We start from the raw sequence: 19,643 nt of genomic DNA, 5'->3' as shown, positions 1-19,643 counted from the left end.
TGCCTGAAGTTTTTTTATATTTATCGTGTTTTTAACATTCATATAGATTCAGGAAGCAAAACGGTTGAGTGTGTCTGTAAATAACGTTCTTTTTGTTTTCGGGTGAGTTTTTTGAATGCAGCTTCTGCTTTTGTTGCTTCGCTTCTTGAAGAAAATACTTCTGCATGGATCATCTTAACAGGTCTTCTTTTTTGAAGACGAGTATATTTAGCACCAGTACCATTGTTATGTTCCTCTAATCGTCTAGAAAGATCGGTTGTATATCCACCATAAAATGTCTGATCTTTACAGAATAACACGTAAAAATAATGTTCATTTGCCATAGAGCATCTCACGAATCTCTACAGTGTATTCTCCATCCATATTGTAAGTGATCAATGGTGGAGCGACTTTGAATCCGTCTAATTTGCCTTCTTTGATTCCTTCAACTAACAAAATATTTGCCTCTTTTCCAGGTTTTGGGTAAACAAATTGGATCCTTTTAGGTGCAATTCGATAGTCTTGCATGACCTGAATGATTTCTAAGAACCGATCAGGACGATGGACCATAGTAAAGCGTCCATTTGTTTTTAGTAGCTTACTTGAAATATCGATCACTTCTTCTAACGTCGTATGGATCTCATGACGGGCGATTGCCAGGTGTTTATTAGGGTTCGTTTTATTTGTTGGCAGCCCTTTGAAATAAGGTGGATTACAGACGACTAAGTCACAAGAATTATGCCGAACGACAGATAAGCTGTCTTTCAGATCGATGGTGTGGACGGTCATTTGTTCATTTAAATGGTTAAGCGCGATACTACGTCTTGCCATGTCTGCTAGACGAGGTTGAAGTTCGATAGCGTCGATAGCCGCCTGGGTTCGTTTACTTAAAAAAAGTCCAACTGCGCCATTTCCTGCACAAAGGTCAACAATCTTCCCTTTTTTAGGTACACGGGAAAAGTGAGCAAGCAGCACAGCATCTAAAGAAAAAGAAAACACTTTGGAACTTTGGATAATCTTGATATCTTCTGCGTATAATTGGTCGATTCGTTCGTCTTCGTGAAGCATGGATTCCCTCCAAAATGAAAAAAATAGTCGCCTGTATTATACTATTTTTATTAAAAAGAACCAAGGTGGCTTGTCAAACCTCTATTTTTTATGCATACTATGACCATAAGAAGGGAAAGGAAGAGACTATGTTTTATCGATTTATGCGCGGGGTAGTTCGAGTACTATTAGCCTTAGTTAATGGAAATGCCCGCTATGAGAATAAAGAAGTTTTACCGCAAGATGAGAATTACATACTAGTTGCTCCCCATCGTACTTGGTGGGACCCATTATATCTGGCGGTAGCTGCAGCACCCAAGGAATTCAGCTTTATGGCAAAAGAAGAACTGTTCAAAAATCCAGTTCTGCGATTTATATTAACTCGATCCAATGCTTTTCCAGTTAAAAGAGAAAATCCAGGACCAAGCGTCATTAAAACACCTGTAAAGATTTTGAAATCGACAAATTTGAGTTTGATCATGTTTCCCAGTGGGACAAGACATGCTACAGAACTTAAAGGCGGAATGGCATTGATTTCCAGAATGTCTAAAGCGAAAATCGTGCCAGCTGTATATCAAGGTCCGTTGACACTTGGGGATCTGTTCAAGCGTCAGAGAGTGACAGTGCGTTTCGGCGAACCAATCGACTTATCAGATATCAAGAAAACGGATAAAGAAGGTATGGCGGAGATCGAACAACGAACACAAGCAGCTTTTGACAAATTGGACAAAGAAGTGAACCCTGATTTCAAATATGAAGTCAAAAAAAAATAAAATGATAAGTTTATGCGTGGGCGGTCTTTTGAATCTACTGTCCTGTTCAGTTCAGACTTTTTCAATGAAAACGAGGGAGAGACGTCAAGTCTGCCCTCTTTTTGCGTTCCAATATGTAAAATAGAAGACAGGTGTCATGTAATGGATCAAAGTGTTATAATAATTAGAAGGACATTTTTTGAGGTGATTGAATGCGTTTTTTACATACAGCCGATTGGCATATCGGAAAAAAACTACAAGGTTATGACTTGATTGAAGACCAGCGTCATGTACTATCTTCTATACTAGATATCGCGAAAGAAGAAAAAGTAGAGGCAATCGTGATTGCCGGAGACTTATATGATAGGAGTGTCCCAGCTGTTGATGCCGTAGAATTATACAATGAATTGATGGTCGATTGGAATTTAAAGGAAAAGATCCCGATTTTTGCTATATCAGGAAATCACGATAGCAGTACGAGACTTTCAGCGGGTACGCCATGGTTCAGTTATTCGAACTATTTTTTGCGAACACAGCTAGCAGAAGCATTTGAACCAGTCGAGTTTAAAAACGTACAATTTTTCTTTCTTCCTTACTTTGAACCAATTGCAGCGAGATTATATTTTGAAGATGACAATATCCGAACGATCAAGCAAGCGGTAGCCAAGGTGATAGATAAAATGCAGGAGCTATTTGATTCAGAAAAAAAACAAGTATTGATTAGCCATTTTTTTGTAATGGGAAGTGTAAAATCTGATTCGGAAACGAAAATCGAAGTAGGCGGGTTGGATTCGATCCCTGGTGAACTACTTACACCGTTTGATTATGCAGCACTAGGACATTTGCATAATCAAGCTGCTTTGAGACAGGATAATGCTCGCTATAGCGGTTCCCCATTGAAATTCTCTTTATCTGAGATCAACCAAAAAAAAGGCGTATGGATCGTTGACCTGACAACAGGCCTGGAGTTGAATTTTAGGGAGATCGAACCCCTGCATGATATTGAAGAAATAACAGCGAGTTTCAAAGAATTGCTGGACCCTGCCTTTTATCAGTCCGTCAATCGGGAGAATTACATCCATATCTATCTCACTGACAGAACGATCATCCCGAATATGATGAACCAGCTTCGGCAAATATATCCTCGTATTTTGGGGATTGAACGGGCAAACGGTCGAGCAGAACAATCAAAGCGCAAACGGAAAGTACTAGAAATGAAAGATCCTCAAAAATTAGCAGAAGCATTTTTTAGTGAAATGACGGAAGAACAGCTAACTGCAAACCAAGAAAAATGGCTCGGAGAAACGTTGCAAGAAATCATGGAAATGGAATGATCAAGAATGAAACCGAAAAAATTACAACTTAAAAATTTTGGTCCTTTTATCAATGAGACCGTAGATTTTTCACGTTTGACAGAAGCACCGCTTTTTTTGATCAGCGGGAAGACAGGAGCTGGCAAAACGACGATTTTTGATGGGATCACCTTCGCACTTTTTGGTGAAACTTCCGGAAGACTTCGCTCTGGAAAAGAGATGCGTTCTTTGTTTGCTACACCAGACGAAGAAACAAGCGTGACTTTTTCTTTTGAACATCAGCAGATGAGCTATGAAATCGAACGAAAACCAGAACAAGTTTTAGCAAAACGAAAAGGAAACGGAACAAAAAAACAGGCAGCCAAAGTAACGTTGACCATTTTTGATGGGAAAGGAAAAGAAATCAAACAAATCACAAAACGTACAGAAGCAGATCAGTTGATCAGAGAACTGATGAATCTCGATGCGAAACAGTTTTCTCAAATCGTTTTACTACCCCAAGGAGAATTCCGTAATTTTTTGGTTTCATCAAGCAGTGATAAAGAGACTGTTTTACGTCATTTATTCGGTACTCAGTTTTTCCAACAGTTCAATGAGCGATTAAAAGAAAAAGCAAAACAACAGCAACAAAAATTGGATCATTTAGAGCAAGAACTGCATCTTCTGCAAAAAAGGTTTGTTTTAGTCAAAGAAGAGGAACCAGCAGCAGGGTTTGAAGCCGTTTTATCCCAATGGACAAACCATCAGGCAATACTCGAAAAACAAATCACGGAAGAAAAAGAAGCTCTAACGGAACTTCAGGAAAAACAAAAGCAACTAGAAAATTCCTACTATCGTTTTGAAAGCTTGAAAAAAAGTTATGAAGAAAAAACGATATTAATAAACAAGCAAAAGGAATTAGCTGCTCAAAAAGACGAAATAGAGGAAAAGAAACGATGGATTGGGTATTATGAATTTACGCAACGATTAGTCGAACCAATCCAGCGCCTACAAGAAATAAAAGCTGAAAAAATAGAACTGTCACAAAAAAGTAGTGAGCAAACAAAGAAACTAGCGATGACTACGCAGAATTATGAAGAGTGGCAAAAAAATGAAGCAAACCGCGTACGCCGACAAACAAAAATCAAAGAAGCTGCTCAAAAACTGCAAAACAAACAGATGATGGTGCCAATTGTCGAATCCTTACGTAGTAAAAAACAAGACGCAGAACAATTAACAATTTCATTGGATAAAGAAGAATTGAATGCCGAGAAGCTGTATCAAAATCTCGCTATCTATCAGGAAAGAACTCGAATTCTTCAAGAAAATTTACTGGATCAGGAAAAACTGCAAGAAGATCGTCTTGCTTTTGGACAGTTAAAATATCTAGATGAAAAGCAGCAAGAAATAGAAAAACAAAAAGCAAAAGACACTGGGTCGCTCGCACAGATAAGAGAAGAACTCAAAAAAGCAACTGAAGAAATAACAAAAAATAGTCAGCTATTGAAAGAACAGACAGAACAAGCAGAACAGCTGAAAAGCCAATGGGCAAAGCAGCAAATTGCTCGTCTTCAGCTTTTTTTGCGTCCAGGGGAGCCATGTCTTGTTTGTGGATCAACGGAACACCCCATACAACAATTAAAACACGAACAGCCAAACAAGGAAGATATCTTAAAAGTAGAACAACAACTGGCAGAAGCTGAGTCTGCTGTAGAAAGAACTCAGCAAATCATTGCCAAAAGTGAAGCACATGAAAATAATCTTCAACAACAATTATCAGATTTAGAACAAAAAATCATGGCAACGAATATACAATTGGCTGAACAAGAAGAACACTTGCGACAGGCTTTGAAAAAGGCATTTCCTGAGATAACAGAACAAAAAACAAAAACAGCTCTTGTAGTAATCGAACAATCTTTAGATAGACGAAAAAGCAAGATGGCCAATACAAGAATAGAGCTGAAAGAAATAAGACAACAAGCAGAAAAGCTCGAACAACAATTAGCTGTCTACAAACAGCAGCAGACAGAAAAAAATAATCAGCTCCAGCAACTGCAAGGAGAAATCAAAAGTTTAGAACAACAATTGCAAGATACGGATAGTAACTGTTTAGAAGAGGAGATACGACGACTTGAAAAACAGTTAGAAAAAGACTCGAATCAACTAGCTGTTGAGCAGAAAGCAGGAGTGCAATTGTTGCAAGATCTTCATACGCTTCGGACACAGCTTGATCTTCAACATGAACAAATAGAAAAAATAGATGAAAAAATAGAAAAGGAACAAGAAAGAATAGCTAAAAATTTAGAAAGCCAGTCGTATTTTTCAACAATTGAAGAAATCTGTGCATTTGCACAACAGCAAGCACAATATAAAGAAAACCAACGTACAGTTACTTCTTATCATGAAGAGCAATTAGTGACAGCTGACCGGCTGCGTCAATTAGAAAATATCCAGCTAACTGAGACATTCCCAGATACAGAAGAGATCAGCCAACAGTTAGAAGAAATAAGACGTATGATCGAAATAAAGCAAGAAAAGATATACGGTTTACAAGAACAAAAAATTAGTAATCAAAAAATCTACGATGAATGTCTTTCGATTTATCACACAAGCCAGACGAAATTAGATGAGCTTACGCAATTACAGCAGCTTTCGCAAACATTCAACGGAGAAAATCCTAAGAAGACTAGTTTGGAACGGTATGTGCTTCAGGTTTATCTTCAAGAAGTGTTACAAGTAGCAAATGATCATCTCCAACGTTTAACGAAAAATCGTTATCAATTTGAGCTAGCGGATACCATTGGCAGTTATCGAGGGAAAACCGGATTAGAAATCAATATCTATGATGATCAGGCAGGTATGTCTCGAAGTGCGCATACCCTGTCTGGCGGTGAGAGTTTTATTGCAGCACTTTCTTTAGCATTAGCTCTTGCCGATGTGATCCAGACACAAGCTGGTGGTGTAGCAATCGATGCATTGTTTATTGATGAAGGATTTGGGTCATTAGATGAAGAAGCTTTGGAAATGGCAATGGAAGCTTTAGAAACGATCGAAAGTGAAGGAAGAATGATCGGCATCATTAGTCATGTAAGAGAATTGAAAGAACGAGTATTACAACAAATAAGAATTGATACAGAAGGTAGCGGACAAAGCAAAATACGCTATCAACTTGGATAAAAAGGGAGATTGGTAACTATGAAATGGAGTATTCCAGAAAAAGTCATTGCACGTGGACGTCAATACTTGCAAGAAGGCCGAGTGTTATCGGTTGTCCCTGACCAAGAAGAAAACGTGTGGCATGCAGAAGTCTTGGGCAGTGAATTGTATATGGTTGATTTGGATGGTACAGCAAAAGAGATAGATTACTGCCAATGTCCCTATTGGGAGGAACATAAATATTGTAAGCATACAGTTGCTGTGGAACTTTATTTACGGTCGAAAAATCTATCTCGTATCATGAAAAAAGACCAGCCAATGCTAGAACCGGTAAAAGCAACAAGTGAGGGAGAAATCATTGCAAAAGGTTTTTCTCGTCTAAAAACACAAAACAATCCTCAAGCGGTGCAACCTTTGATTATTGAATACCAAGTAGAAACGATTGAGACTAATCAGTATCACCCAGAGCTTTCTATTTTGGCACTTTACTTGCGTATCGGTTCATTGGCATCACCGAAAAAAACATATATCGTAAAAAACATCTATGATTTTTTACAAGCTTACGCAGAAAAAGAAACTTACACTGTTAATAAACAGTACCAGTTTCGTCTAGATAAACGGGCGTTTCAAAAAGAAGATCAAAAAATACTCACGCATCTTGCAGGAAGTGCTCAGACGCATCAATTATTAGGTGCGAACGGCTTACAAGTCAAAGGAAAACTAGATAAAAGATATCTGCTTCTCCCAGTAGAACAAGCCCGCTTCCTGTTAGAGCAGATGAATCAGACTACACGTTTGCATCTGCAGATAAATGAACAAAACGATCAAGGAATACAATTTTCCGATCAAAACAAACCTTTATCATTTAAAGTGGAAAAATTTGGAGAAGATTATTTGCTGCAAGCATTGAATGATTTTGATTTTTTCTTTATGCATTATCAGTGGGGAGTTATCCAAGGGACATTTTATTCTCTGACGAAATATCAACAAACGGTTTATCAAACTTGGAAACAATTGATTCGCCGATTGGAGAAACCAGAAGTAGTGTTCAAGAAAAAAGAATTACCGTCTTTGTTTAAAGAGATTATCCCTCTGCTGTCAGAGATCGGCGACGTAGCTATTGCCCCTGTAGTAGAAGAGGAAGTAGCAGATATCCCCGTCGAATTTATTTTCTTTTTCCGAAAAGCAAAAGGAAAAATCCAAGCTCGAGTCGATTTCGTCTATGGCGAAGTCATCTATTCGACTGACCCGAAGCATGAGGTCTCGACAGAACAGGCTTTTCAGGTGTTACGTGACACAGTAGAAGAGAAACGAGTACTTGATCTATTCAGAATGTATCGCTACCAGAAAAATGAAACTGGTTATGAACGTCCATTGCCAAGCGGGGAAGAACTATATGCATTTTTCCGCACAGAACTATCTGTCTTCCGTCAGTTTGGTGAAGTCAGACTTGGAAGAAAATTGCGAGAGTTGTATTTAGATGCGCATAAACATCAACCGAAAATCGAAGTAACCGAGACCGGTTCATGGCTCGATATTCGATTCGATGTGACAGGGATAGAGGAGCAAGAAATCGATCATGTCCTGCAAAGCTTGCTGAGAAATGATGCTTTTTATACATTAGAAAATGGTCAGGTTCTTTCTTTTGATTCAGAAGAATTTCAACAAACAAGCCAAGTGTTGCAACAATTACGGGAATCGATACGTACAGAAGAAGGAACGATCCATGTACCTAAAAATCAAGGATTGATCATTCAAAATCAATTGGAAAAAAGCAATGCTACTTTTAGTGAATCGTTCCAAACGATGGTACAAGATCTCATTCATCCAGAAAGATACCAGGCACAGCTTCCCAAAGGATTGAATGCAACGATGAGAGATTATCAAAAGCAAGGTTTTCGATGGTTGAAGATGTTAGGTCATTATCAGTTTGGCGGTATTTTAGCCGATGAAATGGGACTTGGGAAAACACTACAGACAATTGCCTTTTTACTTTCGGAAAAAGAAGAACGGAAAAGCTTCTCTGCTTTGATCGTAGCGCCTGCGAGCTTAATTTACAACTGGCAGGCAGAGGTGAGAAAATTCGCCCCTTCTTTAAGTATCCAAGTAATCAATGGGAATAAAAAAGAACGTGAAGAATTACTGGCTAAAGACACAGATATCCGAGTGACTTCTTATGCCAGCTTAAGACAGGATCTAGCTAATTATCAGTCGCAAAAAATTGATTATTTGATTCTTGATGAGGCACAAATGGTCAAAAATAGCAGTACGAAAACTGCACAAGCATTGAGAGAATTAGCTGTACCTCAGCGGTTTGCACTGAGTGGGACACCAATCGAGAATAATTTAGAAGAATTGTGGTCATTGTTTGCAACGATTATGCCAGGATTTTTCCCGACTAAAACAAAATTCAGGGAACTTGCCGCAGAAGAAATTGCGCAAATGATTCGACCGTTTATTTTACGGCGAGATAAACAAACTGTGTTGAAAGACTTGCCGGAAAAAACAGAGATGAATCTATATTCTGCACTTACAGAAGAACAAAAAACTGTTTATTTAGCTTACTTGCGTCAAATGCGTGAAGAAATCACATCAATGGATTCTGAAGCATTCAAGAAAAACCGGATCGGGATACTTGCTGGTCTGACAAGACTGCGACAAATTTGCTGCGATCCTCGTCTGTTTATTGAAGATTACCAAGGCGGTTCCGGCAAGCTCGAACAAGTAAAAGATCTACTGGTAGCTGCCAAAGAGAACAAACGAAGAGTTTTGCTGTTTTCTCAATTTACAGGGATGCTGACTATCTTGCAAGAAGAGTTAGCCGAGCTAGGGATCTCGACATTTTATTTAAGAGGCAGTACGAAACCACAAGATCGGTTAAGTATGGTAGACGCATTTAATGCTGGCGAAAAAGATGTTTTTCTGATTTCCTTAAAGGCTGGGGGAACTGGATTGAATCTCACGGGAGCAGATACGGTCATCTTGTATGATCTTTGGTGGAATCCTGCCATTGAAGAACAAGCTGCTGGACGTGCACATCGGATCGGACAAAAAAATGTGGTAGAAGTGTGGCGTATGATCTCTGAAGGAACGATTGAGGAACGCATGGATTCACTCCAGCAAGAAAAACGCGAACTGTTCCAAAAAGTGATCCAAGGTAATGAAGAACAGTTGACGAAACTGACTGAAGAAGACATCCGCATGATTTTAAGTGTAGGAGAAATCGAGGAGTAAGAGACTCGAAAAAGCGTTCAGTAATGGGTAAGAAAGTCTTTCTAAAGAAGCGATTGTTTATTTGATTTAAAAAATAGCAAGGAGGCTGGGATTCCATTTTATCCCAGCTTCCTTGCTATCATTTTTTTATTTCTATTTTTAAAGGTTATACAAAGATTGTCTTCATTGTCTCTAACAGCTGATCAAAAGAAGAAATCTCGATATCGCAAATTGGAGTCTGTTCAATATTGCGTTCTCGATGGTTGAACCAAAGCGCTTGCCAGTTAGCACTTTTTGCACCTAGAACATCATTGTCGTAATTATCGCCAACGTATAAGGTCTCTTCTGGAAGCATATGAAATTCTTTCTCAGCCAGCTGAAAAATCTCTTTTTCTGGTTTTTGGAAACCTGTTGCTTGAGAAATGAGCATATTGCGGGAAGGAATCCAATTGTTCAATTGAAGTTGCTTCAGTTTTTTTGTCTGATGGTCAGTCGGCCCATTTGTGATAATTCCTAATGGGACATTCTTTTCCTTCAAGAAATCGAGGGTTTTTTTGACCTCCTCATGCAAGCAGATATTATCAAGTTCTTCCTCGTAAATTTTTTGAAATAAGAGGCCATCTTCTTCCGTAATATGAGGGTAGTCTAAATCTTTTAGTGATTGGCTGATCCGATGTGCTCGCATATATTCTAGTGTCCAATCTCCTGCCATTACTTTTGGGAAGTTTTCATCACTATGATGGCGGAACCGGATATATAGTGGATGCATATCTGCATCTGAAACAAGCGGAACGACTCTTTTGACCGCGTTTCGAAATGGCTGCTGCTGATCATACATCGTATCATCAACATCAAACACAACTGATTTAATCAAAATTTTACACGCCTTTCGGTTTTCATTGATTTTTTCACAAATCCTTGACTATTGTAACAGAAAAAATTGTCTAAAAAAGCTGATAAATAAAGGTTTTTCTTACTATATTTCTATTTCCTTGACAGAATAAGGTTTTTATATTTCAGTTTTTTTCACTAAAAATCGTGAAACACGTCAATAAGTTTGATGAACAAATTAATCATTATGGTAAAAGTCGATTGATTTATTTTAATGCAATCTCTGTGGAATTTTCGAAAGATTTATTTTTTTAATACAGTCTCAATATAACTATTCAAACATAAAATAACGTTATTTGATTTATTTGTTTATAGTAAATTTTATTTAGTAATCATTGCTTTAAAATACTACGCTTATATAACAGAGAAAATAAGCGTTATGATAAAGAACAGTATTATTTAAAATGACAGAAAACATTATTATTAAAGAAATAAAAAACATAAAAAATCTTAAGAAATCGGTTTCATTTAGCTTTTGAGATGAAATAATAGTACAGTTTTATACGCTGTTTCATATGTTTGAAAAATTTGAATTAGATTTGAAAACTCTAATTTTTAAATGATAAAAAAAGCGAGAATGCTGGTTTTACTGTATATTAACCTTAGATAACTTTCATTTTTTTAAAAAAATTATGAAAAAAAGGTAGCTATTTAAAAGTTGATTATGTATAATAGAAACAGATGGAAGATTATTATGATCTTCTGTTACAAAAAAGTGATTCTTATCACGAAAAGGAGTGGTGCACGTTGTTAACATTATATACTTCCCCAAGTTGTACTTCCTGCAGAAAGGCTCGTGCGTGGTTGCAAGAACATCAGATTCCATTTGTTGAACGTAATATTTTTTCAGAACCATTGAACAGTTCTGAATTAAAAGCGATTTTACAAATGACAGAAGACGGAACAGAAGAAATCATCTCGACACGTTCCAAAGTATTCCAAAAACTGAACATGGATTTAGATGATCTGCCGTTACAAGAATTATTGGAACTTGTGCAAAACAATCCTGGATTGCTTCGCCGTCCAATCATGATTGATGATAAACGTCTGCAAGTTGGTTTTAATGAAGATGAAATTCGTCGGTTCCTACCGCGCGATGTACGACAATTAGAATTACGTCAAGCACAATTGATGGCTGGATTATAGAAGGATAATACGAAACTTGGAAAAGACTATTACAAAGATAGTTTTTCCAAGTTTTTTTGTTTTTACAAAAAGTATTCTTGATTAGATGTATAAAAAGGTAGTAGAAGATGATGATTGCACGAAAAATAGAGAGGGAAAATTAGCTGAAAAGTCGGCTATATAGTATTCGTCTGCCAAAAATGTTATAGTTAAATAAGATAGCTTGAAAGGTTGAAAAATCCGCTGGTTTTATTAAATTCACTTAACAGCGAGATTTTTTTTCTTTACATTTAAGCTGATTTCGCTACAATGAATCTATATTAAACATTGTGGCAAAGTGAGGTGTAGCAAAATGGAAATGGAACATATTAATGAAAATACGATCCGTGTACTAATTGGTCATGAAGATTTAGAGGAACGGGGCGTTTCATTTTTGGATTTACTTGGCAATCACAAAGAAATCGAAAATTTCTTTTATAGTATTTTGGAAGAAGTTGATATCGAAGAGGAGTTCCGAGGAAGCGAAGCTGTCACTTTCCAAGTTTTGCCAAAAGGAGACGGATTAGAACTGTTTATCAGTAAAAATCTTCCGGATGAAGAAATTTCTCAATCAGAAGATTCTACTGTTGATTCAGAAGATGTGAGTGACTTTCTTCGTCAGCAGATTATTGGCAGCGATCCGGAGGAAGAATTATCTGGAAGCGCCCTAGAAGAACAGGAAAGACAAGCAACTTTTGCTTTTGAAGATTTTGAACAAGTGATCCAACTTGCAACAGATGTCGAACTAGAGTCTGCTTGGACTGATTTGTATTTATTCGAAGAGCGCTATTACCTAGTCGTTCACTTCTGGATGGAAAATCTCAACCAAGCGGATGTAGAGAATCAGATTGCTCGAATTTTGGAGTTTGCTGAAAAGAGCGATCGTACACCAGAAACATTGAATGAATATGGAAAATGTCTGATGGCGCGTAATGCTATCGAGCGAACGAAATTTTATTTTGTATAAATCAGCATTATAGTAAGAGACTGTGACAAAAATTGTGTCGCAGTCTTTTTTTCGTATAAATAGTGTTCAAAAGCTTGCATCTGCGGTAACAAGCCCAACCAAACGAAAAATATTGGGAACTATTTTTGTTTAGCTGTTCTTATTACTTGATGCAGAATAGCTTTTTCACGCCCTCTTTTTTCGTGTAAATAAATTCTTAGACGTAAATAAGTTCAGAGGGAGAAAAATGCTGCTTGCAATGAATGAATATAATAAGTGCTGTTTTGCTAAACATGCAGAAAAAGGAAAGAAATATTATTGTCGTGGCTGTCGAAAAAGAGTGATTTTGAAAAAGGGAAAGAAAAAATGTGCTCATTTTGCCCATCAAAAATCAGATAACTGTTCGGTCTTTAGTGAAAGAGAATCAAAAGAGCACTTACAGTTAAAGGAATGCTTCATGAATTGGCTGGGACAGTCAGTAGAACCAGTATTTTTGGAAGCCTATTTGCCGAGGTTGCGGCAAAGGCCGGATATTTTGTTGGCGAATCTAGCAATAGAAATCCAATGTTCTAGACTGTCTCACCAGAGATTTATTGAAAGAACCCAAAATTATTTGAATAACAGTTACCAAGTATGGTGGATACTTGGGAATTCTTTTCTTGGACAATCGCAATTCTCATTGATAGAAAAAAGTTGCTGCTACTATAATAGAAAAAGAGGAGTGCATTGCTGGAAAGCTGTTCTCAAGAAACAAAAGCTTTATTTGTATCATCATATTACAGAGACTGTATCAGGGCATATTTCCTTTTGCAGTAGCTGCTGGACTTTTTCTAGTAGGGACCTTAAAGAAATATTCACTAGTAACGAAATTAAAATGAACCAAATGAAAAAAATAGAAAAAGTGAGTGAAGATGGGAAGAAATGGCTGACACGCCAACTTATTCACAAGCAAAAGAATACAGTATCCATACAAGAACAATGCTACTTGCGTCATAAACATCTTTTGCATCTATCATCGTGGATCTATCAAAAAAGTCGGTTTTTCTTTTATTTACAAGAACAGGTTTTTCTTTATCGAATGTTGTACGAAGAAGCCTTGGAAAACCAGAAAGTTCCTGATTTCAACTCATGGCTTTGCCAAATAAAAGAACATAAAAGGGAATGGCTTTTTCCTATGATTGATGAAGAGATGGTCTATCAGCAGTTTTTTAACGAATGCATACACTTGTCTTCTTTGAAAAAATAGTAAGTATAAAAATAGGCTAGGAATCGGTTTTCTATGTAAAACAAGATTTAGTTATGCTAAAATTGATGGAAGCAGACACATGAATGAGTAGAAAAGTTAGATGCTGTGACATGTGGATGTTAGACTATGATCTATTTTGATAGATAGAGCTAAGGGAAGAAAAGGAGTGGATTTCATGGAAGTAAAGCAGTTGCCAAAACGAGAAGAATTGCCTGAAAATTTAACTTGGGACTTGACCAAGATCTTTTCAAGCGACCAAGAGTTTGATGAGAAATATTTGGAATTATCAGAAGAGTTAAAACAATCTGAAAAACACAAAGGAACACTTGATCAAGGCGCTTCTCAATTTTTAAATGCGATTGAATTCGTATTGAGGGTTTATCGCCAAACTGAAGTCATTTATGTATATGCGCACCTTAAAAACGATCAAGACACTGGAAATACAGATTACCAAGCGCTTTATGCAAGAGCAAGCAGTCTGTTTTCGAAAGTTAGTGAAGCCGTTTCCTGGTTTGAACCAGAAATATTGCAATTGTCAGATGACCAGATTTGGCAATATTTCAAAGAAGAACCAAAATTGGAAGTCTATCGCCATTATATCCAGCAAATAGTAGATAATCGAGCCCATGTCTTATCTGCTGAGCAGGAATCTCTTCTTGCTGGAGCAGGTGAAATCTTTGATGCTTCAAGTGATACATTTGCTGTTTTGAATAATGCAGATCTAGTTTTTCCAACGATTGAAGGAGAAAATGGTGAAATAGTCCAATTATCTCATGGCGTGTATGGTCAGTTGCTAGAAAGCACGGATCGAAGGGTACGCGAAGCAGCATTTAAGGGATTGTACAGTGTTTACGAACAATTTAGAAATACATTTGCTTCTACTTTAGGCACACATATAAAAGGACATAATTTTAAAGCGAAAGTCCGTAATTACAGCTCTGCCAGAGAAGCGTCTTTGAGCAATAATCATATTCCTGAAAGTGTATACGATACTTTGGTAGACGTGGTAAACAAGCATTTGCCTTTGTTACATCGATACATGGAATTACGGAAACGTTTATTAGAAGTGGAAAAACTGCACATGTATGATCTTTATACACCGGTCTTAGGGGAAGCTCCAATTACCTTTACGTACGAAGAAGCAAAAGAAAAAGCTTTAGAAGCACTGAAACCAATGGGTGAAGAATACATGGCCATCGTAGAAAAAGCATTCTCTGAACGTTGGATCGATGTTGTCGAAAATAAAGGGAAACGAAGCGGTGCTTATTCTTCGGGAAGCTATGACACAAATCCATATATTTTATTGAATTGGCATGATACGCTGGATCAGCTATTTACGCTTGTCCACGAAATGGGACATAGTGTTCATAGTTATTTCACTCGTTCGAACCAGCCTTATGTGTACGGCGACTACTCCATCTTTTTAGCAGAAATTGCTTCGACAACGAATGAAAATATCCTAACGGAGTATTTATTGGAAACAGAAAAAGACCCTCGTGTACGGGCTTATGTACTCAACCATTACTTGGATGGGTTTAAAGGAACAGTTTTCCGCCAGACACAATTCGCTGAATTCGAGCATTTCATGCATACGGAAGATGAAAAAGGTGTGCCATTGACTAGTGAATACCTAAGTGATAGTTATGGTAAATTGAATGCAAAATATTATGGTCCAGCAGTCGAAGAAGACCCAGAAATTAAATTCGAATGGTCACGGATACCGCATTTTTATTATAATTACTATGTTTTCCAATACTCGACTGGCTTTTCTGCTGCTTCAGCACTGGCGAAGAAAATACTAAACCAGGAACCAGAGGCACTAGAGAACTACTTGGCTTACCTAAAAGCAGGTAACAGCGATTATCCTGTGGAAGTAATGAAAAAAGCAGGAGTTGATATGACACAGGCTGCATATATCGAAGATGCAATGTCGATGTTTGAACAACGTCTAAATGAATTAGAAGAATTGATCGATCGTTTATAAGGCTTTCTATTTTTGATTTTCTCGAATAGAAACGAAAAAAATACGTCGGCTCTCTTGTAAGGGAGTCGACGTATTTTTTTAATTAGAAAGCAAGTGTAAATGGCTAGTTCTTGAATGGAACTGAGAATCATTTGTATGTAAATGTTCACCATTAAAAACTTGATATGAGTTATCTGTTGTTTTACACAGCTCTGTGATTCTCCAAAGGCTACTTGTACCTTTTACTTCTACTAAAACACCAAAATCACGGTCGCAGGCATAATTGTAAACGACTGCAGAAGGGTGTTTTGTGATGCCCATTTCCCGAGCAATTTTTTGATCAGAAAAGAATACTTCTTTAACGAAGTCAGACTGCCGATCTTCTTTAAACATATTCAAATCGCCGCCGATTTCTTCAAATATGGATTCAGCAAGTTCTTGAGAATATGGTATGTCATTACAGCCGACTGCTTCTTGCAATTTGATCAAAAAACGGCGGCCTTTTTTCTTTCCTTGAAACTGCGCCGCTTTGCAGTCTAATGCTGCAGAATAAGTCATTGAGAATAAGTGATTACGTTCCTCAAGATTGTTCTGAGAAATTCCTTTTTGTTGCATGACATCCCCAATTGTCTGCAAATTGACCAAAGGAAGAAAGCGAAATTGCATCTTTTCTTTTGATGGTGTCCCGTACTCTTCTTCGATAAATTGTAATAACTGTTGTTCCATTTCGAAACAGTATTCCCCTAAAGGATTAACAAATAAATAGATTTCGATCATATGAATCTCCCCCAAAATAGATTCTATACAACTAGTGACTAGATTCTTTCACATCCTATAACTTAACAGAAAAAAGTAAAAAAATGAACTCAAGTGCCTTGTGAAAATGAAAGGTTTCTAATTTTTAGCTTCAAGCATACGTTGGATCTTGTTTTTAGCAGGACGATAAGGTAAAGAAAAACGTTTTAAAAAATTTATAAAAGCAATTTTTCCCACAGATGCATCCCCTACCTCTAGTTCCAGTTCAAAATCGTGTAGATTGTCTCCCCAGCTTTCATCAATAGCTAAAAGTCCTTCTTCAATAGGAAATTCAGCCCGTTTTGTTGTAAGCTTTCCGGTTTGGATTAATGAAGCAGGATCGATATTCAAATCAGAAAGTTTTTGAAAAACTGCGCCTGAACGAGGCAGACGTTTTTCGAAGATAAATGCTTCTGCTTCTTCTGTTATAAAGGTATCCGTTGTTTCGAGACGCCCTTTTTCAGCAGGTGTTTTTAATGTATATTCAGCTTGATGACCAACGAAACGGATCCGTAGGCCACAATTTTGTTTCTTCAGCTGTTCATCAACGGTATCGAAATAAATATTAGTCTGTACACGGAAATCTTTATCTGTTAATTGATAGTGAGCGATGAATATCTCGTACTCTTGCTTTGTCAGCATAGATTTATATTCGATTTCAAGCATTTGTGTCATTTGATCGACTCCTTTTTGTCTATTTTGCCTAATTTTCTTTTTTTGGTCAATGCATAAATCAAGAGTACGAAAAAACTTTGCATATATGGTAGAATAAACAATGAATGTTAATGAAGTAGAGGTATCAGCTATGGAACGAGATTGGGAAGCATTTTTAGCACCATATGAACAAACTGTATCAGAATTGAAAGTGAAACTGCGGGGGATCCGCAAACAGTTCCGTGAACAAAATCGACATGTCCCGATTGAATTTGTCACTGGGAGAGTCAAGCCAGTCGATAGTATTGTAACAAAATCACAATTACGGCATATTCCAATGGGACGTTTAGAAGAAGAAATGTCTGATATTGCCGGGTTAAGGATCATGTGTCAGTTTGTAGAAGATATCCATCAAGTTGTTGAGATCATCCGTAAAAGAAAAGACATGAAAGTTCTCCAAGAACGAGATTACATCACAAATAAAAAAGCAAGTGGCTACCGTTCTTATCATCTGGTGATCGAGTATCCTGTACAGCTGATCAGCGGTGAGAAGAAAATTTTGGCGGAAATCCAGATTCGGACTCTTGCGATGAATTTCTGGGCAACGATTGAGCATTCGCTGAATTATAAATATCAAGGCGTTTTTCCAGAAGAAATGAGTGAACGACTTCAGCGTGCGGCAGAAGCTGCCTATCAGTTGGATGAAGAGATGTCCAGTATCCGTGAAGAAATCCAAGAAGCACAGCGGTTATTCTCCCATGGAAGAGGAAAATCAGATGATGTCTACTATCGAACGCTTTTGAAGAAAGAAAGCGAAAGAGAGGAGGCAGGGGATGAAAGTAGCGATCGTTCATAATAAAGAGGCAAAGACTATAGAAGTGACAGAACGTTTGAACGCACTTTTAGAACAAGCAGGGATTCAACGAGATGATCATGAGCCAGAATTGGTCATCTCAGTCGGCGGAGACGGCACATTATTGTCGGCGTTCCATCACTACAGTCATTGTCTGAATGATGTGCGTTTCTTGGGCGTGCATACAGGTCATTTAGGGTTTTACACGGATTGGCGGGATTACGAGCTGGAAGAACTAGTAGACAGCTTACGAACGAACCGGGAACAAAGTGTTAGTTATCCCTTGCTGGATGTTCGGATCAGTTATTTGGATGAAACACCGGACCAGCATTTTTTAGCACTGAATGAATCAACGATTAAACGGGCCAATCGTACGATGGTAGCCGATGTATACATCAAAAACGAGCTGTTTGAAAGTTTTAGAGGAGATGGATTGACGATTTCTACGCCTACTGGTTCGACAGCATATAATAAAAGTGTCGGCGGTGCTGTGATCCATCCTAGTATCAATGCCTTTCAGTTGGCAGAGATTGCTTCACTGAATAATCGAGTGTTTCGTACTTTGGGTTCTCCGATCGTGATTGCCCATGATGAATGGCTAGAAATAAAATTGGAAAATACAGAAGATTATCTTGTAACGGTTGATCAATTGAATGTCGCAAAAGCAAATATCCGCTCAATTTATTATCGAATAGCAGAAGAACGGATCCATTTTGCTTCTTATCGACATATGCATTTTTGGCATCGTGTGAAAGATGCCTTTATTAGTGAGGATTGATATGCAGTTTACATGGGATTATGAGAAAGATCATTCTCAGCAAGTAAAATATTTTTTAAAAGAAAAAGGGATCTCAAAGGGTCTGTTAGCGAAAATAAAATTTCAAGGCGGTCAAATCAAAGTTAATGATCAAGTAGAAAATGTCTTGTTTTCTCTAGCTAAGGATGATAAGGTAACCATTGTGATTCCTGCTGAAGGAGAACATGAAACCGTACTTTTGGATGAAACACCGATCGATATCGTGTATGAAGATGAACACGTTCTGGTAGTAAATAAACCAGCAGGCGTTTCGTCTATTCCTGCCCAATACCATCCAAATGGGACAATGGCTAATCGTGTAAAGGCTTATTATAAAAAACAAGGTTACGAAAACCAAGTAATCCATGTGGTGACGCGACTAGATCGGGATACATCTGGTTTGATGCTTTTTGCAAAGCATGGATTTGCGCACGCAAAATTAGATATGCAACTTCGTGAAAAGAAGTTTGTGAAAAAATATCAGGCCTTAGTCAGTGGAAGGCTTTCAGATTTATCGGCACATGGACATATCGATTTGCCGATCGCCCGAGATTATTCTTCGCTATTGAAGCGAATGGTCTCTGATGAAGGACGTTCGGCACAGACTGAGTACTGGATAGAGAAGCGACTAACAGAAATCGCGTTAGTTGATATCCAGCTGCATACAGGAAGGACACATCAAATAAGAGTTCATTTTTCCACAATTGGCTGTGCCCTGCTCGGTGATGATATGTATGGCGGGCGAATGGATCTGGGAATAAAAAGACAAGCCCTTCATTGTTATGATCTGCGTTTTTACCATCCATTTACAGAAGAGTTGCTGGAGTTCAAGCAGCCTTTAGCCGCAGACATGGAGGCAGTTGTGAGACGGTTTGAAGAATAAGGCGAGGTGAGAT

Annotated in this window: 16 protein-coding genes; 11 read left to right on the top strand and 5 right to left on the bottom strand. The window is 37.7% G+C overall.

Annotated elements, in window-relative coordinates; translation table 11 throughout:
* Positions 1-38: 38 nt before the first annotated feature.
* Positions 39-323 (bottom strand): GIY-YIG nuclease family protein, encoded by a 285-nt coding sequence (locus tag OZ002_RS04440; protein WP_002304776.1) that lies wholly within the window; start codon positions 321-323, stop codon positions 39-41.
* Complete coding sequence (locus OZ002_RS04435; protein WP_002299374.1) at positions 313-1,047, bottom strand: tRNA1(Val) (adenine(37)-N6)-methyltransferase; 735 nt, start codon at positions 1,045-1,047, stop codon at positions 313-315. Before OZ002_RS04435 ends, OZ002_RS04440 begins: the two co-directional genes overlap by 11 nt.
* A 128-nt stretch (positions 1,048-1,175) precedes the next feature.
* Here OZ002_RS04435 and OZ002_RS04430 point away from each other — a divergent pair, with 128 nt between their 5' ends.
* The 4 genes from OZ002_RS04430 to OZ002_RS04415 all read left to right on the top strand — a co-directional run bounded on the left by OZ002_RS04430 (position 1,176) and on the right by OZ002_RS04415 (position 9,460).
* Positions 1,176-1,799, top strand: coding sequence for a lysophospholipid acyltransferase family protein (locus OZ002_RS04430; protein ID WP_156249265.1), 624 nt, complete (start codon positions 1,176-1,178; stop codon positions 1,797-1,799).
* Between the two features lie 191 nt (positions 1,800-1,990).
* A complete protein-coding gene (locus OZ002_RS04425) occupies positions 1,991-3,112 on the top strand; it encodes an exonuclease SbcCD subunit D (protein ID WP_156249264.1) in 1,122 nt (373 codons plus the stop codon).
* Between the two features lie 6 nt (positions 3,113-3,118).
* Positions 3,119-6,247 carry an AAA family ATPase gene (locus tag OZ002_RS04420; RefSeq protein ID WP_156249263.1) on the top strand — a complete coding sequence of 1,043 codons (3,129 nt, stop codon included), beginning with the start codon at positions 3,119-3,121 and terminating at the stop codon, positions 6,245-6,247.
* Between the two features lie 18 nt (positions 6,248-6,265).
* Complete coding sequence (locus OZ002_RS04415) at positions 6,266-9,460, top strand: DEAD/DEAH box helicase (protein WP_156249262.1); 3,195 nt, start codon at positions 6,266-6,268, stop codon at positions 9,458-9,460.
* Positions 9,461-9,605: 145 nt separating this feature from the next.
* On the opposite strand, the gene OZ002_RS04410 is transcribed toward OZ002_RS04415, so the two are convergent.
* Entirely contained in the window at positions 9,606-10,313 is a 708-nt protein-coding gene (locus OZ002_RS04410) for an HAD family hydrolase (protein ID WP_002307083.1), read from the bottom strand.
* Positions 10,314-11,077: 764 nt separating this feature from the next.
* Here OZ002_RS04410 and spxA point away from each other — a divergent pair.
* From spxA to pepF, 4 genes are all read left to right on the top strand, one after another.
* Positions 11,078-11,476 (top strand): transcriptional regulator SpxA, encoded by a 399-nt coding sequence (spxA, locus tag OZ002_RS04405; RefSeq protein WP_002296384.1) that lies wholly within the window; start codon positions 11,078-11,080, stop codon positions 11,474-11,476.
* Positions 11,477-11,807: 331 nt separating this feature from the next.
* Complete coding sequence (locus OZ002_RS04400) at positions 11,808-12,461, top strand: adaptor protein MecA (protein ID WP_002299370.1); 654 nt, start codon at positions 11,808-11,810, stop codon at positions 12,459-12,461.
* 226 nt (positions 12,462-12,687) lie between these two features.
* Positions 12,688-13,686 (top strand): competence protein CoiA, encoded by a 999-nt coding sequence (locus OZ002_RS04395; RefSeq protein ID WP_325082895.1) that lies wholly within the window; start codon positions 12,688-12,690, stop codon positions 13,684-13,686.
* 175 nt (positions 13,687-13,861) lie between these two features.
* Positions 13,862-15,670 (top strand): oligoendopeptidase F, encoded by a 1,809-nt coding sequence (gene pepF / locus OZ002_RS04390; protein WP_002288947.1) that lies wholly within the window; start codon positions 13,862-13,864, stop codon positions 15,668-15,670.
* A gap of 78 nt (positions 15,671-15,748) precedes the next feature.
* Here the strand turns inward: pepF and OZ002_RS04385 are convergent, their stop codons facing one another.
* Together OZ002_RS04385 and OZ002_RS04380 are read right to left on the bottom strand one after the other, a co-directional pair.
* On the bottom strand, positions 15,749-16,426 hold the full coding sequence (locus tag OZ002_RS04385) for a ClpXP adapter SpxH family protein (protein ID WP_002289850.1): 678 nt from the start codon (positions 16,424-16,426) through the stop codon (positions 15,749-15,751).
* A gap of 117 nt (positions 16,427-16,543) precedes the next feature.
* Entirely contained in the window at positions 16,544-17,119 is a 576-nt protein-coding gene (locus OZ002_RS04380) for a CYTH domain-containing protein (RefSeq protein ID WP_002289849.1), read from the bottom strand.
* Positions 17,120-17,249: 130 nt separating this feature from the next.
* Here OZ002_RS04380 and OZ002_RS04375 point away from each other — a divergent pair, with 130 nt between their 5' ends.
* Genes OZ002_RS04375 through OZ002_RS04365 form a run of 3 tightly spaced genes read left to right on the top strand, consistent with a single transcriptional unit; the run spans position 17,250 to position 19,630 of the window.
* Positions 17,250-17,954 carry a GTP pyrophosphokinase gene (locus tag OZ002_RS04375; RefSeq protein ID WP_002289848.1) on the top strand — a complete coding sequence of 235 codons (705 nt, stop codon included), beginning with the start codon at positions 17,250-17,252 and terminating at the stop codon, positions 17,952-17,954.
* Entirely contained in the window at positions 17,932-18,729 is a 798-nt protein-coding gene (locus tag OZ002_RS04370; protein WP_002289847.1) for an NAD kinase, read from the top strand. Before OZ002_RS04375 ends, OZ002_RS04370 begins: the two co-directional genes overlap by 23 nt.
* A 1-nt stretch (position 18,730) precedes the next feature.
* On the top strand, positions 18,731-19,630 hold the full coding sequence (locus OZ002_RS04365) for an RluA family pseudouridine synthase (protein WP_058140398.1): 900 nt from the start codon (positions 18,731-18,733) through the stop codon (positions 19,628-19,630).
* Positions 19,631-19,643 lie beyond the last annotated feature (13 nt).

The sequence above is a fragment of the Enterococcus sp. E4-150 genome (assembly GCF_035726465.1).
In the GTDB taxonomy this organism is placed as follows: Bacteria; Bacillota; Bacilli; order Lactobacillales; family Enterococcaceae; genus Enterococcus_B; species Enterococcus_B faecium.
Note: the sequence above shows the minus strand (reverse complement) of the source record. Positions and strands in the feature narration are given on the sequence as shown.

Excerpts from the sequence above, each read along its gene's own strand:
- OZ002_RS04440 (WP_002304776.1), bottom strand. The coding sequence starts at position 323 with ATGGCAAATGAACATTATTTTTACGTGTTATTCTGTAAAGATCAGACA.
- OZ002_RS04435 (WP_002299374.1), bottom strand. The coding sequence starts at position 1,047 with ATGCTTCACGAAGACGAACGAATCGACCAATTATACGCAGAAGATATC.
- OZ002_RS04430 (WP_156249265.1), top strand. The coding sequence starts at position 1,176 with ATGTTTTATCGATTTATGCGCGGGGTAGTTCGAGTACTATTAGCCTTA.
- OZ002_RS04425 (WP_156249264.1), top strand. The coding sequence starts at position 1,991 with ATGCGTTTTTTACATACAGCCGATTGGCATATCGGAAAAAAACTACAA.
- OZ002_RS04420 (WP_156249263.1), top strand. The coding sequence starts at position 3,119 with ATGAAACCGAAAAAATTACAACTTAAAAATTTTGGTCCTTTTATCAAT.
- OZ002_RS04415 (WP_156249262.1), top strand. The coding sequence starts at position 6,266 with ATGAAATGGAGTATTCCAGAAAAAGTCATTGCACGTGGACGTCAATAC.
- OZ002_RS04400 (WP_002299370.1), top strand. The coding sequence starts at position 11,808 with ATGGAAATGGAACATATTAATGAAAATACGATCCGTGTACTAATTGGT.
- OZ002_RS04395 (WP_325082895.1), top strand. The coding sequence starts at position 12,688 with ATGCTGCTTGCAATGAATGAATATAATAAGTGCTGTTTTGCTAAACAT.
- pepF (WP_002288947.1), top strand. The coding sequence starts at position 13,862 with ATGGAAGTAAAGCAGTTGCCAAAACGAGAAGAATTGCCTGAAAATTTA.
- OZ002_RS04385 (WP_002289850.1), bottom strand. The coding sequence starts at position 16,426 with ATGATCGAAATCTATTTATTTGTTAATCCTTTAGGGGAATACTGTTTC.
- OZ002_RS04380 (WP_002289849.1), bottom strand. The coding sequence starts at position 17,119 with ATGACACAAATGCTTGAAATCGAATATAAATCTATGCTGACAAAGCAA.
- OZ002_RS04375 (WP_002289848.1), top strand. The coding sequence starts at position 17,250 with ATGGAACGAGATTGGGAAGCATTTTTAGCACCATATGAACAAACTGTA.
- OZ002_RS04370 (WP_002289847.1), top strand. The coding sequence starts at position 17,932 with ATGAAAGTAGCGATCGTTCATAATAAAGAGGCAAAGACTATAGAAGTG.
- OZ002_RS04365 (WP_058140398.1), top strand. The coding sequence starts at position 18,731 with ATGCAGTTTACATGGGATTATGAGAAAGATCATTCTCAGCAAGTAAAA.